Below are 13,504 nucleotides of genomic sequence, written 5' to 3'. Positions count from 1 at the left end.
GCCCCGCACCATCTCCCGTCCGTCACCGATAGGCATTTCGGACGCGAAGCCAGATGCCGAAAATATCCCAGCATTTCCCATGCTTAACCACACCCTTGCACCCCATGGGCAAAGGTGTCAATGATTGGATGGTGACGGCAAGTCGCCGTCATTTTGCCCATGAATTGCCCACGGAGGGCGCCATGAAGCGCCAACTGACCGACCGCACCATTCAGTCAATCAAGCCCCCCATGTCCGGCGTCGTCGAAGTCACCGACGCAGCAGTGACCGGGCTTCAAATTCGCGTGACTGCGAACGGTGTGCGCTCTTGGGCGCTCCGGTATCGGATCGACGGCAAGCACCGCCGCATGGCCTTGGGGGAGTACCGTCCCGAGGCCCCCGATCATATTTCGCTGGAAGCGGCCCGCCGGGTAGCCCTGGACGCGCTGGCATTGGCGAAGAACGGAACAGACCCCGCAGCAGCGGCGACGACAACTGAGGCCACGACCGCTTCAACAACGGTTCGCGTGGCGGCCGAAAGGTTCATCCGCGCTCAACGACGAAAGGGGCTTCGATCCGTTGGCGAGCAGGAGCGTCTTTTGGACCTGCACGTCCTGCCAGAGATTGGCGACATGCCGATTGGCGCGGTCGAGCGGCGCCATGTGTACGTCCTGCTAGAAAAGCTCCGCGATGGCGGGTTCGGCGCCCAGGTTAATCGCGTCCTAACGCAGACGAAGACCTTTCTCAATTGGGCCGTCGAGGCCGGCGAAATTGCAGCGAACCCCGCCGCAGTCATCAAGCGGATGGTTCCGGAGAAGCCGCGTGAGCGCGTCCTGTCAGGCGATGAGGTTGCAAAGGTTATCTTGGCGGCGGATGGCGTCGGGTATCCCGTCGCGCCTCTCGTCCGCCTACTGCTTCTGACCGGCCAGCGTCGGGAAGAGGTGACGCAGGCGAGATGGTCCGAGTTCGACTTGGAAAACGGATACTGGACGATCCCGGCGGAGCGGACCAAGGCCAAGCGGGAGCATCGCCTGCCACTGCCCAAGGCCGTGGTTGACATGCTCAACCAACTGCCCCGGTTCACCAGCGATGGCACGGAGGACCGGGGGTACGTGTTCTCTGCCCGAGGCGGCCGCAAACCCTATGCGGGGTGGCGAAGGGCCGCGCAGAACCTCCAGACCAAGGCCGCCCTATCCGCCCCTTGGACGATCCACGACCTGCGCCGCACTGCCGCCAGCATGATGGGTGAGGCCGGCGCTGACGAGGCCATTATCAGCCGGGTTCTCAACCACAGCCCGCGTAGCCGCATGGGCATCACCGCCACGTATGAGCGGTCGCGGCGGGATGAAGCGATGCGTTCGGCGCTGGAAAGTGTCGCATACAGCTTGGAAAAATTTATCGAAGAGGAAAAGCGCAAAAACCCTGAATGATCGCTAGATTTTTGCATTAAGATTGTCGCATACAGCATTGCAAACAAAAAACGAAAGTAATTGACGCTAGGTTTCTCATTGCCTCTCAATAGTTGCCAGAGTTTACCGCTGGCAGAGGCAATCATGAGTGCCAAACAGGAAAACAGCCTTCTCGACTTCTCCGACTTGAAGGCGCGCAACATCATCCGCAGCCGGTCCGCGCTTCACAGGCAGATTGAAGCTGGCAACTTTCCGGCGCCGATCCGCTTCCCGAATGGCCGCATCGCGTGGCGAGAAAGCGCGATCAATACTTGGCTCGCCTCGCTGGAAGCCGCCGCCCCGTCCACCGGAAGCCCGCAGAACGCCACCCCCTGAAACGACCACGGGGCCGCCCGGCAAGGCGACCCCGTTTGCGTTCCACCGCGCCCGGCGTTCACGGGCTGGAGGCTTCATGTCGGATCGAAAGATAGCAGATACGCCCGCGCATTTCATGCGGGAATACGGCCCGCGATTGCAGGCCAACGGCTGGCCCGTTCTACCCATCCTACCCCCCGACGCGCATATCCGGACGGCACCTTGGCCGAGCGGAAAGCAGATCGACGAGGCGCGCTTCCGCGAAGTGCAGGCCGCGCGGGGCAAGGCCCCCGGCAAGTGGACCGACACCGGTTGGTGGACCTATGGGGGCTGGCAGGATATCGGCCTCCCCGCCGCGTCCCTGGTGGCCTATTGGTGCGAGGATTGGCCTCCGCATAGCGTCGGGTGCGCCATGGGCTTCCAACTGTCAGACGGCAGCACCGTTGTCGCGCTGGACAACGACGTTCGCCATGCCGGCGCGGCGGATGCCATCGACGCCCTGTTGGTACGGATGCTGGGGCGCACGCCCGTTCGTGTCGGCGCGCCGCCGAAGCGGACGCGCTTCTACCGGGTGCGTGACGCTCTGCCCAAGGGCGAAATCGCCACCACCGGCTACGCGATGCCCGGTGATGATCCCCACCAGAAGGCCCATCGGTTGGAAGTGTTGGGGAAGGGGCGGCAGAGCGTCCTCTTCGGCGTTCATCCCGGAACCGGGCGTCCGTATTCCTGGCCCGAGAGCGACGTCCTGGGCATTCAGCCCGTGGGTTTGCCGCTGATCGGCTCGGACCAGCTCATGGCGGCGATCGACGCGGCGGATGCGATCCTCCGCGAGCACGGTGGGGCGGAGAAGTCCAAAAGCCGGCTTCACGGCAATCCTGAGCGGGACGCTCCGCGCCGGCCGCGCGCCGAATACCTCGCCAAAGACCCGCACGAACTGAAAGCAGCCCTCGTCAGCATCAAGAACGACGATTTCCCCCGCGCCGATTGGGTGGGCATGGCGCACGCGATCAAGGGCGCGCTGGGTGACACGGGCGAAGCGCGGGAAATCTGGCTGGATTGGTCGCTGTCCGCGCCGAAATCCAGCGGCGACCCGGCGGCCTCGCTTCGGGTATGGGACGGCATCCGGGACGCTGAAATCCGTTCGGGTGCCGGCACCATCTATTGGCTGGCGAAATCGACAGGGTGGCGCCCCAGCCGGATCGGCAAGCCCTGCACGCCCGATTTCGCTTTGCCCGTCGCCACGCTGGCCGAGGCCGCCGGCACCGTCCGGAATGTGATTGCCGGTTTTGTTGGAGAGGTCGAGGACTTCCTTGCGCGGCGTTCGGCTTGGATCGCGGCGGGGATGCCCGCAGACGGTCGCACGGATGCGCGCGACGACTTCGTCGCGGCCGATGTCCAGTTGGACGATAGCGAGGTCTGGGCATGACCGCCGGCAGCGTCATTCGTCCGGAAAGCCCGCAAACCGCCATCGTGGTTGACGTGGGCGTGGGCAAGACCCACGAGATCGTAAATACGATCCCCACCCTCGCACGCCAAGGCGCACGGATCGCCTACGCCACGGCCAATCACAAGATCGCGGCCGAGGTGGTGGCGAGGATCAACGAGGTGGCCGGGGAGCGGTTGGCCGTTGTGTGGCGTGGCCCCGAACAGGAAGACCCGGCGTGCCCCGGCGGGAAGATGTGCCCCCGTGCTGACGCCCTGGCCGCCGTTCTGGGCGTGACCCACGACCGGGAAGGCTTGTGCGGCTCCAAGCGGCGCGAGGGCGGCTTCTGCCGCTACAACCCCGCCGTGGCTGGCGAGGACGGGTGCGGCTATCTCCGCCAGCGGGAACAGGTGCGCGGCGCTCCCGTCGTGGTGTTCCCGGTGAACATGCTGGCCGAAGCGGTCCCGATGTCGATGCGGCGCCCCAAGGTGCCGTTGCCGGACGGCAGCGAGGCCGAACAGCCGGCCTTCGACATGCTGGTGATCGACGAGGCGTTCCATACCGCCTTGTTGGGCGGCTTCGGCGCCAAGCCCTACGCGGTCCCTCTTGAAGACTTGGCGCCCGAGCTGTGGAACCCGCCGGATCGTCCCGACGCGGATGGGGACCGGCCGGGCTGGGCGAAGCGAGAACTTCACGAGGTTTTTGGCGCCCTGGGGGCCGCAATCACCAGCGCCAGCAACGGCCGCGTTCCGGACGGCCCTTTCCGGACGGCAGGTCTTACGGGATCGCGGCTCCAGCGGGCGTTCAACCTTGCGCGGCGGTGCTACCCCGGCGATGCGGAGGTGAGGAAGTTATATCGGCCCGACATGGCCGCCGACCAGATCGCGGCGGCCCTGGCGGACGCGGCGAAAACCACCGGACGGGTCCGCAGGGTGACACGGCTCCTGGAAATCGCGGCTGACTTGCTCGACGGGCGCACCACGGCTGCCGCGATCCAGCGGCGCCAGCACGGGGCCTCGGTGAGCGTGGCGCTCAAGTGGCGCAAGCCGATCCACGCCGGCTGGGATGCGGCGACGGTGTATCTCGACGCCACCGGCACGCCTGAGCTTACGCGCGCATGGCTTCCCCGGCTGAATGTCGCCCCCGCCGTCACCGCCGCCAAACCGTACCAACGCATCGTCCAGGTGGTGGACAAGACGTTCTCGCAAACCTCGCTGATCGACGACGAGAGCAAGCCGCCCGAGGACAAGCACCGAAAAACCGCACTGAACAACCAAGCCAAGGTGGCGCAATTCGTGGAGGTGGTGGCCGCCACCCATCACGGGCGCGGCGTAGTTCTCCCTGACGGCCAGCGGGTGGACGTGCTGCTGATCGGGCAACTGGCCTTGGTGGGTGATCCCGAGAAAGGCGCGAAGGGCCGCCTGAGCGGACGCCTGCCGGGCAATCTCGCAGTCGCGCATCTGAACGGGATGCGGGGCCTTGATCGCTACAAGGGCGTATCCGCCTTGGTGATCGTCGGGCGCACGCAGGCATCGCCGGGAGAGGTCGAAGACTTGGCCGAGATCATCACCGGGACGCCCGTCGCGCGCTTGTCGAGTGGTGAATGGTACTCGACGCGGACGGGCGGGCGGTTGTTGGCGGACGGGTCCGGATTGTCCGCCGAGGTGGACCACCATCCCGACCGATTGGCGGAGATGGTGCGCCGTTCCATCTGCGAGGCGGAAATTCTCCAGGCCATCGGCCGGGGGCGCGGCGTGCGGCGTGGCGCCGACCACCCGTTGACCATCTATCTGCTTACGGACGTGGTGATCCCCGAGCCGGTAGAGGTGGTGACGTGGGAGGAGGCGCAACGGATCGCCGGCCCGCCCGGATTACTGTTCGCTCGCGGCGTCGTTCCCCTGGATGGGCGCGGACGGGCTGCCGTGTTGGCGGACGTGTTCGGACCGGGCGCGAAGGGGCATCAAGCGTGCAAGGACTGGTTGCGGCACCACCAGGAGGACGCGGCCACCTTGGACAAATGGGCCAACGGCGAGTTGGTGGAATTCTCCTATAGTACCTCTCTATTGGAGTTTTCCACCAAGTCGCGGGAGGGGTGGGCGGCGTTCAAATACCGCCGCGGCGGGGAGCGCCAGTCTGCCTCGGTGTGGATCGACACCCGCCAGCATCCAGACCCCCGCGCCGCCGCTGAACGGTGGTTGGGCCAGCTTGACCGCTGGGAGGCCGCGCCTATCCCGATGCCGGTTCCGGAAGCCAAGCCGGCCGAACAACCCGTACCGCCCCCGAAGCCGCAGGCGGCGCCCGTGGAACAGCAACCCGCCACCTTCACCCTTGAGCAGATTGCCGCCGCTCTCGGCTACTCCGACTGGCTCCAGAGGGAGGCGCGCAAAGGACGGCTCAAAGGGCTGCCCGAGGCCATGCGCGATGCGCTGGGTATCCATCTGCTGCAACAGGAAGCTGGGGTTCCCGCCTTCATCGCGGCGTGCAATCGACTGATCGCAGGCGCCGGCACGGGGAGGGCCGCGCCATGAACGCCGATCCCGACACCAAGGAGTACGTCCGCAGTGCGCTACGCCATGCGGCGTTGTTGGCGGAGTTGATCGACCACCACGGGAGGGAAGACCTGCGCCCCGAGTTTGAGGCCCTGATGTTTGACCTGGGGGTGGTGGCGCGATTGAACCACATAGCTTGGTTGGCCGATTTGGAAATCAGGCGTCATTGAGCGGGGAGACTTGTCTACTCTTAAGCACGGTATCATAATACCGTGCATTCCACCCCTGTTGGAGAGGCCGGAATTGTCTAGTTTGACCGAAAAGCAACAGGCGTTCGTTGATGCCGTCGTGCGCGGCATGACCCCCACCGACGCCGCCCGCGCCGCCGGCTATGAGCCGGCCGTTCACGCGGGGCAGATCGCTTATCGGCTCCAGAGAACCCCATCCGTGCAGGCGGCCCTTCGGGCGCGGTTCAAGGCTCGCATCGAGGGCGACCTGGTGCCGACTGCCTTGACGGTGATCGAGGAGATCATGCGCGATTCCACTCAACCCGGTGGCGTCCGTCTCAAAGGGGCGCAGTTAACCTTGCAGGCGGCCAACTTCCTCAATGAGCGCGGCCGGGCAATCGAAGATGAGGAGGGCGCGCGCGGACTGTCCGAAATGACGGTCGAGGAATTGGAGCGGTTCGCCATGGATCAGCGCCAGCGCCTCGAAAACGCCCTGGCCGTGGTCGAGGACTTGCGCCGTGAGGCTGGCGCTCAGGCGAACGTAATCACCATCGACGCGCTTCCGATTTCGAGTGACACCAGCCCGTGGGAATGAGATTGCACGCGGTAGCACGTAGAACCGTGCCGTTGGAGAGGCGCTGCGCGACACCTTGTGTCGCCATGGTGCATTATAGAAACAGTGTCGTGCAGTGATAATTAGGCATATACATCAGGTATCTACTAGGAGGCAACAATGCCTTATCCGGACGGCAACAGCGAATATCTGAGCGTGCTTTCTGCCGCTTCTGGTCTTGCCAAGTCTCTTTTTGGCGATCCCGAACTTGCGGCCAAGCACAAGCTCCAGCAGGCCCAAGAGGGCTACTACAGCGCCGCCGCCGGCAAAGCCCAATCCGAAGCGCAGCTGAACCAGGACGTGGCCCGACGCCGTTCCATGGCGGACGGCCTTTTTGGTGATCCGAACCTGTTTGCCGACGCCGGCAAGCGCCAACGTGCCGTCACTGCCTGGGCGCAGGCATACCCCGAGCAAGCCCATCGCGCCGGGGAGATGATGCGCGCCGGCTACGCCGCTGGCGACCCCAACAATATTGACCTGACGGTCATGTCCAACATGATCGCGGGCGCGGGTGGTCAGTGGGGGCACACTCCGCTTGGCTTCGCGCGGGCGGACGCCACCCAGCGGCGCGGTCAGGACATGGACAGCGCCGACCGACGCTACGACGCGGGGCTGGACTACAAAGCGGCGATGGCCGGTCACAGCCTGACCGACGACCGCGAACGGTGGAAGTTCGCCAACGCGGACGCCAAGATCGGACAGAACGAGACGGTGCTGTTCTCGCCCGAGCGCCAAAAGGCCCTTGGTGTTGCCAACGTATTCTCCGGACAGGCGAGCGTGGCGCCCGGCGAAAACATCTATCCGGCCGATCCGCAGATTGCCAAGCGCCCGGTGATCCAGGGACAGCCGCCCGCCGCTGGCCGGGCAGGCGGGCCGATTGACGTTTCCCCCTCCGACATGCGGGGCATGGACGCCCTGATCGGCCATCTGGTCCCTGACGGCTATGAGATGGAGAACGCCGACCGCAACGCCGTGTTGGCGCGCGCCGGGGAACTCTATCAGCAATCCCGTGACGCGGGAACGGCGGCCGAACAGGCGTGGCGGGAGGTGATGGGGCCGAACCCGCATACCGAAGGGCGCTGGAACCCGTTTTGGACCAACACCGTCCGGCCCGATCCGTCATTGAAGCGGGGTAGCAACCTGCCGGCACCTGAGGCGCGGGCAGGCGGGGCGCAACGGGACCAGATCATCCGCGAAGCGGAAGCAGCTCTCCAGCGCGGTGCCGATCCAGCCAAGGTGCGCGAACGCCTCCGACAGCTTGGGGTGGATATCGACGGCTGACAGCCGGTGGTCTGGTCATCGAGGCCGGACCACCCACGCCAATGCAAATAGCGCGGCCCCGAGGGCGATTAGCCCAGGATCGACGGGCGGGAAATTGCCCAACGCACGGGTTGGCGTGAATGCCGTCGCGGTGGAGAACGCTCCCGATCCGATGGCCGCAACGAACGCGGCGGTCCGCGAATGCCGCGTTGCGATGGCACGGAATAAGGCGCCCATTCTCGCCTCCCTGCAAGTAATGCTCGACCAGCTTACACCACATTATTGCCGAAGGCGCCTAGCCGAACCGGGTGGGGTGGTGCGCGTCGGCTTGCGCCCCAGTACCTTACCGACAGGGAACAGAGGGGCTTTGGCAACACCCATGCTGAGAAGCAGCCACCCTCCAGGCGGCACCATTCCCGGATCATCGCCCACGCCCTTTCTGGCGCGCATAGTCGGCGCCGATCATTCGGGAAAACGTGGTCATTGGTCCTCGTGGGCGACCGCGCTCCGCCTCCGTGCTGGCGAACGAGCACAAGCCCATCCCTGCCACCGGGCAGAAATTTTGCGTGAGGGGAGAACGGAGGAGCCAATTGGTCGAGAGAAGCCGGCGCCCAAGCGAACGCATCAACCATCGACGCGCGCCCGGTTCGAACGCCAGCAACAGTCCGTGGGAATGAGGGGGTGGTTTCACCAAGGCCCCTTGCCGGTGGCGCGGGCGCGGAGGGCGAGGGTTCGCCCGAGGGAATACGGGTCTTGCGCGCCTTTCTTCCCGGCGGCCAGCACCTTCCCCATGAGGCGCGGGTTCAGATGATCCTCAATAGATGCCGTCTTGGCCTTGGCCCTGGCTTCCGCCTGAGCCTCTTCCGAGGCGAGGTATGCGTTCAGGTCAAAGCGGAGGATTTTGACCGGACGGCCTGGGATGTAGGGCAGCTTGCCGGCCCGGCGGATGCGGTAGACTGTATCGGGGGTACACCCGAGGATTTCCGCCACCTCGTCTTGGGTCAACAGGTCGTCGGCGCTGCCTTGCGTTCCGGACTGGTCCGGCACCCGGTAGTTATTGAGCCTGAGCCATGCTCTCGCCCTGGCGACAGCTTTTCCGGGAGTGGTAGCAGCGAAAACGGCCTCTACGTCGCCAGTCGCCTCAGAGGTGAGCGACCACACGCGGGAACGGGGGTATTTCTCCAGTCGGAGCGGGATGCTGGCGGCGGCAAGTTGGCTGTTCAGCCGCCGAACGGGCGTCGTCATTCGAGTTATCCGATGGTTCCGCGCACATCTTGGGCCGGGGAAATCAACGCCGTCTAGGGTTTGGGGTGGCGAATATCCCCCGTCCTCATTCCGGACCATTTCGGACGGACGATGCGGCCTGTTCCGCCATTTCCGCCCGGATGCGCTGAACCACGCTGACGCCTACGCCGAACCGTCCGGCAATTTTTCGGACGCCAGTCCCGCCGGCTGCCAGCGCCGCCCGGATAGCGGCCTCGGTCGCGTCGGCCACCTTCGGCCGTCCGAGTGTCTTCCCTTGCTGCCGCGCCCGCGCCAAGCCGGCGTTGACCCGTTCACGGATCATGGCGCGCTCGAATTCGGCAAACACCCCGAGCATTTGGAACATCGCCTTGCCGGCCGGCGTGGTCGTATCCACCCCCTGTTGGTGGAGGAACAGGTCAACTCCGACCGAATGGAGTTCCCCCAGGAAGGCCACAAGGTCTTGCAGGCTCCGCCCGAGCCGGTCCACCGACCACGCCATCACCACATCGAAGCGGCGGCGGGTGGCGTCCTTGCACAGCCGATCGAATGCCGGCCGCTTGTCGCGGCCGTTGGCGCCGCTGATCCCGGCATCCTCATACACCCCCGCGATTTCCCAACCTGCCCGGTTGGCGACGGCCTCAAGTTCAAGGCGCTGGTTCTCGGTCGTCTGCCCGTCCGTCGAGACGCGAAGGTACATCACCGCGCACTTGGTCATGTTGTTCTCCTCTACTGGTTCCGGCCGGCCGTCAGGCTATGCCATGCCTGTACGGAAACCAACCGTTTGCCGAACACCCTTTCCGGCGCCTGCGAACCCCACGGAATGCGCCACATTGGTAGAAGCAAATTCGCGGGGTTTTCCGTACACCCCGGAAAATGCGAAAGGGCCACCGTCCCGGCGGCCTCTCGCTTGCGTGATCCCATGTGCTAGGGTCGGGCGCCTACTCCCTCGCAGGGGCGAGAATGCGTAGACCCTGCGAGCGTAGCCCTCGGCGTCGTCATCGAACCCGCCGGGAGCATCGGGCGCCGCCGGTCCGACAGGACCACCACGGACGCCTTGGGGCGCCGCTTCACGTTCTCCAGCCACGCCCGCGCCCAGGTCACGGCCTCGGCCTCCCCACAGGCCCATTGTTCCGCCACGGCGTCGTCCGTGACGGTGGAAACCACCGCCCACAGACCCGCCGGACCGTGAAAGCTCTCCAAGGCGTAGGGCAGACCGGCGGCGGCGAATTCGGCGTTGATCCTGGCGGCGGTAAGCATGGCGTGGCTCCGGGTTGACGCTGTGTGCGAATGTGTGCAGTATGCTTACGACGAGTGCAGCCGTCAATGCCTATCTGCACACAATGAATGCGGAGAGAACACAATGAGGAAGGATGCCGCGATATCGGTCCGCGTGACGCCCGATGTGAAGGAGGCCGCCGAAAAGGCCGCGAAGGAAGATGGTCGCACCCTGGCCGCGTATGTCGAGCGGCTGTTGGCCGCGCATCTTCGGGAGAAGGGATATCTCCCCCAGTAACGGACTATCCGTCCGGAAACCTCACGGCCGACAAGCTATTACTTGGAGGCGGGCCGCTTCGGTCCGCCCTCCGCTTGCTCCCTCCGGATCGCGGGGCAGCGCATCCGCTCACACCCCCACCCCACCCCCTGGGCTTGCCCCGAAGCGCAAACTTCTCCCAATGCCGGGCGCTCCGGAAAAATTCCGCGCCGAGCAAAATCTTGGACCCTGGCCTGCCCTCAGCGAGTTGGTGGAATTCTCCTATAGTAACTATCCATAGGAGTTTTCCACCAACTCGCGGGGGCAGGCCACCGACCATCTCCGCCGCCCGCGCCGTGTTGCCTCAGCGCAACATATCGTCGCCAAAGCTCTGGCCCTGCATAGATATTGTGTCAACACCGCTTGGTGTGAGCTATAATATCCTCGCGTTCTACCAACTATCCGCGAGGCTTCCATGTCGGAGTATCTGCGCGCACACAAGATCAGCGGAAATCCGCCCCACATCCACGACACGCTTGACGCGCTCTCACCCGCCATCGAAGGCGGTCTTTATTTGGACGGCATCGCCCATACGCTGCACAAGGTCATCTATATCCTTTTGGATCGGGCGAAAGAGAAGCCGCATCCCTACCCGGCTCCGGGCTTCACCGATGCTGCGGCATGGTTGAACCGCGCCGTTGATGTGGTCTGCGCCCTGCCGGCCGGCGAGGACCATGACGCCATTGAGGCCGCCATTCTCGACGTGCTGGAGGGGTTCCGCGCCCTGGCCTACGGCGAGCGGCTTCCGCGCCGCTTGGCCTCGCGGCTGGTGCGCCACGAGGCGCGCCTTCACGACGTTGCCGACGACTGGTGCGGCGAACAGGCCGGCGCCCCGGCGGACGGCTGGGTGGAGTGGCTGGACCAGCGAGCGGCGACGACCCACGCGGCCGACATCACTGCGTGGTTCGATGGCCGCCCCGGTGAACGCCTGGGGGCGTATTCGGGCGTGCCGGCCGGTGTGGTGGCGTTGCTGCCCGAGGCGATCAGGCCAGCCAGAGCGGCCTGATCCGTTCCCTGATGGTGGGGGCTGGGTTGGAAACAATTTCGCGTAGCCGGGCGGCTTCATATCCTGCCGGCAGCAGCGATTAGGAGGATGTGCCATGTGTGGAGGAGGTGGTGGTGGAGGCGGAGACGGCGGCGCTGGTGCGGCCCGTGCCGCCGAGGAGGCCCGGCAGGCTCGTATCCGTGAGGGTATGGGCAAGATCGACACGGCGTTCTCGAAGTTCGACGATCCGTACTTCGGTTCCATTCGCCAGAGCTACACGGACTTCGCTGCGCCCCAGGTCGAAGACCAGTACAAGAAGGCTCAGGAAAGCCTTGCCTACGCGCTGGCGCGGAACGGCATCCAGGACAGCACCATCGCCGGCTCGAAACAAGCCGATCTCCAGAAGGAATACGACCTGAACCGCGCGGCCATCGCGGACGAAGGGATCAATCAGGAAAAACAGGCGCGCACGTCCGTTTCCAACGAGCGGTCGAACCTCGTGGCGCAGCTCCAAAGCACGGCCGATCCGACCGCTGCCGCGTCGGCCGCCGCGTCGAGCGCATCCGCCTTGTCCATGAAACCGACGTTCTCGCCCTTGGGGCAGTTGTTTTCCAACATCGCCGGCAGCCTCAAATACGGCGGACTGCCTGTCTACCCGGATGGCAGCGGCGTCCTCGACCGCTTGAAGCAAACCGGGCTGTTTGGCAGTCCCAGCACCTCGGCCGCCGGTAGCTCCAAGGTCATCAACAGTCCGTAAGGAGGCGACCATGTGTGACGCGATCTCCGCCGCCGCTGCGGTTATGTCCGTTGCCGGTGCCCTGGAACAGAACCGGGCACAGAACGCGGCGCGCAAGAAGTCGGACGCCGCCATGTCAGCGGCGTCCGAGGCGGAGGCCGCGCGCCAGCGGCGCTACCAGGACGAGGCGCTCAACATCTGGCAGGGTGAACTTGACCAGATGGACCGCCCCGCCCAGGACGAACTCACCGACAAGAAGACCGCCGAGCGGCAGGCGGCCTACGATGCCGTGGTGCCTGGAAGCCGGGACTACAACGCCGAGATGGCGAGCCTGGGAGCGTCGTCTGACGCTCCGAAGGTGATCCAGGACGCCAACGCCAAGACGCTTTCCGAGGCCCTGTCGCAGACCCGCCAGCAGCTCTCGGCCAAGGCCAAGCTGCAAGGCTTCGGGGACCGCACGTTCAGCAACGCCGAGATGCTCAACCAGGGCGGCGGCAACGTGGGCATGTGGGGGAATTTCTCCAAGGGGTCGTCGGGCGTCTTCCCACTCGAATATCAGGCGGCCTCTCGCGCGGGCGGCTCCGGGTTCAGCCCCTTGGGTATGGGGTTGTCTCTCGCCGGCATGGGGCTTGGGATCGCAAACGCCGGGGGCCTCTTCGGCACTGGTGCGCCGCCCGCCAATATCGGTGCTCCGCCCGCCGGGGCGGAATGGGCGCCGTCTTCGCTCGGCGGCTGGGAGGCCGGTACGTCGTCGGGGGCAGGTTGGGTGCATCCCGATTACGCGGCTGGTTCCTTGGGGCGGCCGGACCCGATTGTCATTCGCAGCCCCAACGCCACGCTCTACTAGGGGGCGCCCCCTCTCCGAGCGGTAGCGGCTCCGCCAGCGGGGGAGGCATCGACCAATACCCGCCTGAACCTGGGGTGGGTGCCGCGCGCAGCAGCATATCTGCAAAATTTTGCCCACAGATTGCCCATGGCGCCCGTGGGCAATCGGACGGCTCCCGTAATCGCGCCCGCTAACCCCTTGAAAAAGAAAGCCCCGTGGTTTCCCACGGGGCTAAGTCAAACAGGGAGGCTTCACGTCTAGGAGACGTAGGGTCACAAGACCCCAAAAACCCAGGAACGTATCCTGGGGGTGGCAAGGCGGACCTTGCCAGAACATTTCGCGGTCGCGAAAACGACCTCACGCGATCTATGTACGGCAGGAAGCCTTCCGCAACCATGTGAAAAAGCGCGGGCTTGGCATGCGGTGC

At 65.3% G+C, this 13,504-nt stretch carries 13 protein-coding genes; 11 read left to right on the top strand and 2 right to left on the bottom strand.

Going from position 1 to position 13,504, the window contains the following annotated elements:
- Positions 1-182: 182 nt before the first annotated feature.
- The 7 genes from G4223_RS14395 to G4223_RS14365 all read left to right on the top strand — a co-directional run bounded on the left by G4223_RS14395 (position 183) and on the right by G4223_RS14365 (position 7,775).
- Positions 183-1,409: a tyrosine-type recombinase/integrase gene (locus G4223_RS14395; RefSeq protein ID WP_163681162.1), complete on the top strand. Its 1,227-nt coding sequence runs from the start codon at positions 183-185 to the stop codon at positions 1,407-1,409.
- A 123-nt stretch (positions 1,410-1,532) separates the two neighbouring features.
- Positions 1,533-1,763: a helix-turn-helix transcriptional regulator gene (locus tag G4223_RS14390; protein WP_163681160.1), complete on the top strand. Its 231-nt coding sequence runs from the start codon at positions 1,533-1,535 to the stop codon at positions 1,761-1,763.
- Positions 1,764-1,839: 76 nt separating this feature from the next.
- Positions 1,840-3,168 carry a bifunctional DNA primase/polymerase gene (locus G4223_RS14385; RefSeq protein WP_163681156.1) on the top strand — a complete coding sequence of 443 codons (1,329 nt, stop codon included), beginning with the start codon at positions 1,840-1,842 and terminating at the stop codon, positions 3,166-3,168.
- A complete protein-coding gene (locus G4223_RS14380) occupies positions 3,165-5,693 on the top strand; it encodes a hypothetical protein (RefSeq protein ID WP_163681153.1) in 2,529 nt (842 codons plus the stop codon). Before G4223_RS14385 ends, G4223_RS14380 begins: the two co-directional genes overlap by 4 nt.
- On the top strand, positions 5,690-5,884 hold the full coding sequence (locus G4223_RS14375) for a hypothetical protein (RefSeq protein WP_163681150.1): 195 nt from the start codon (positions 5,690-5,692) through the stop codon (positions 5,882-5,884). Before G4223_RS14380 ends, G4223_RS14375 begins: the two co-directional genes overlap by 4 nt.
- An 82-nt stretch (positions 5,885-5,966) precedes the next feature.
- Positions 5,967-6,476 (top strand): terminase small subunit, encoded by a 510-nt coding sequence (locus tag G4223_RS14370; protein ID WP_163681147.1) that lies wholly within the window; start codon positions 5,967-5,969, stop codon positions 6,474-6,476.
- 138 nt (positions 6,477-6,614) lie between these two features.
- Positions 6,615-7,775, top strand: coding sequence for a hypothetical protein (locus tag G4223_RS14365; protein WP_163681144.1), 1,161 nt, complete (start codon positions 6,615-6,617; stop codon positions 7,773-7,775).
- A 666-nt stretch (positions 7,776-8,441) separates the two neighbouring features.
- On the opposite strand, the gene G4223_RS14360 is transcribed toward G4223_RS14365, so the two are convergent.
- Both G4223_RS14360 and G4223_RS14355 read right to left on the bottom strand, forming a co-directional pair.
- Complete coding sequence (locus G4223_RS14360) at positions 8,442-8,999, bottom strand: helix-turn-helix domain-containing protein (RefSeq protein ID WP_163681140.1); 558 nt, start codon at positions 8,997-8,999, stop codon at positions 8,442-8,444.
- A gap of 85 nt (positions 9,000-9,084) precedes the next feature.
- Positions 9,085-9,714, bottom strand: coding sequence for a recombinase family protein (locus G4223_RS14355; RefSeq protein WP_163681137.1), 630 nt, complete (start codon positions 9,712-9,714; stop codon positions 9,085-9,087).
- A 645-nt stretch (positions 9,715-10,359) separates the two neighbouring features.
- Here G4223_RS14355 and G4223_RS14350 point away from each other — a divergent pair.
- From G4223_RS14350 to G4223_RS14335, 4 genes are all read left to right on the top strand, one after another.
- The gene (locus G4223_RS14350; protein WP_163681134.1) at positions 10,360-10,512 is read left to right on the top strand and encodes a YlcI/YnfO family protein; all 153 of its coding nucleotides are present in this window, start codon (positions 10,360-10,362) and stop codon (positions 10,510-10,512) included.
- A 433-nt stretch (positions 10,513-10,945) separates the two neighbouring features.
- Positions 10,946-11,536 (top strand): hypothetical protein, encoded by a 591-nt coding sequence (locus tag G4223_RS14345; RefSeq protein WP_163681131.1) that lies wholly within the window; start codon positions 10,946-10,948, stop codon positions 11,534-11,536.
- A gap of 187 nt (positions 11,537-11,723) precedes the next feature.
- Positions 11,724-12,272, top strand: coding sequence for a hypothetical protein (locus G4223_RS14340; protein WP_163681129.1), 549 nt, complete (start codon positions 11,724-11,726; stop codon positions 12,270-12,272).
- 10 nt (positions 12,273-12,282) lie between these two features.
- Complete coding sequence (locus G4223_RS14335) at positions 12,283-13,098, top strand: hypothetical protein (RefSeq protein ID WP_163681126.1); 816 nt, start codon at positions 12,283-12,285, stop codon at positions 13,096-13,098.
- Positions 13,099-13,504 lie beyond the last annotated feature (406 nt).

Source organism: Magnetospirillum aberrantis SpK (assembly GCF_011022235.1).
GTDB classification, from domain to species: Bacteria; Pseudomonadota; Alphaproteobacteria; order Rhodospirillales; family Magnetospirillaceae; genus Magnetospirillum; species Magnetospirillum aberrantis.
Note: the sequence above shows the minus strand (reverse complement) of the source record. Positions and strands in the feature narration are given on the sequence as shown.

Coding starts and splice junctions, on each gene's coding strand:
- G4223_RS14395 (WP_163681162.1), top strand. CDS start 183: ATGAAGCGCCAACTGACCGACCGCACCATTCAGTCAATCAAGCCCCCC.
- G4223_RS14390 (WP_163681160.1), top strand. CDS start 1,533: ATGAGTGCCAAACAGGAAAACAGCCTTCTCGACTTCTCCGACTTGAAG.
- G4223_RS14385 (WP_163681156.1), top strand. CDS start 1,840: ATGTCGGATCGAAAGATAGCAGATACGCCCGCGCATTTCATGCGGGAA.
- G4223_RS14380 (WP_163681153.1), top strand. CDS start 3,165: ATGACCGCCGGCAGCGTCATTCGTCCGGAAAGCCCGCAAACCGCCATC.
- G4223_RS14375 (WP_163681150.1), top strand. CDS start 5,690: ATGAACGCCGATCCCGACACCAAGGAGTACGTCCGCAGTGCGCTACGC.
- G4223_RS14365 (WP_163681144.1), top strand. CDS start 6,615: ATGCCTTATCCGGACGGCAACAGCGAATATCTGAGCGTGCTTTCTGCC.
- G4223_RS14360 (WP_163681140.1), bottom strand. CDS start 8,999: ATGACGACGCCCGTTCGGCGGCTGAACAGCCAACTTGCCGCCGCCAGC.
- G4223_RS14355 (WP_163681137.1), bottom strand. CDS start 9,714: ATGACCAAGTGCGCGGTGATGTACCTTCGCGTCTCGACGGACGGGCAG.
- G4223_RS14350 (WP_163681134.1), top strand. CDS start 10,360: ATGAGGAAGGATGCCGCGATATCGGTCCGCGTGACGCCCGATGTGAAG.
- G4223_RS14345 (WP_163681131.1), top strand. CDS start 10,946: ATGTCGGAGTATCTGCGCGCACACAAGATCAGCGGAAATCCGCCCCAC.
- G4223_RS14340 (WP_163681129.1), top strand. CDS start 11,724: ATGGGCAAGATCGACACGGCGTTCTCGAAGTTCGACGATCCGTACTTC.
- G4223_RS14335 (WP_163681126.1), top strand. CDS start 12,283: ATGTGTGACGCGATCTCCGCCGCCGCTGCGGTTATGTCCGTTGCCGGT.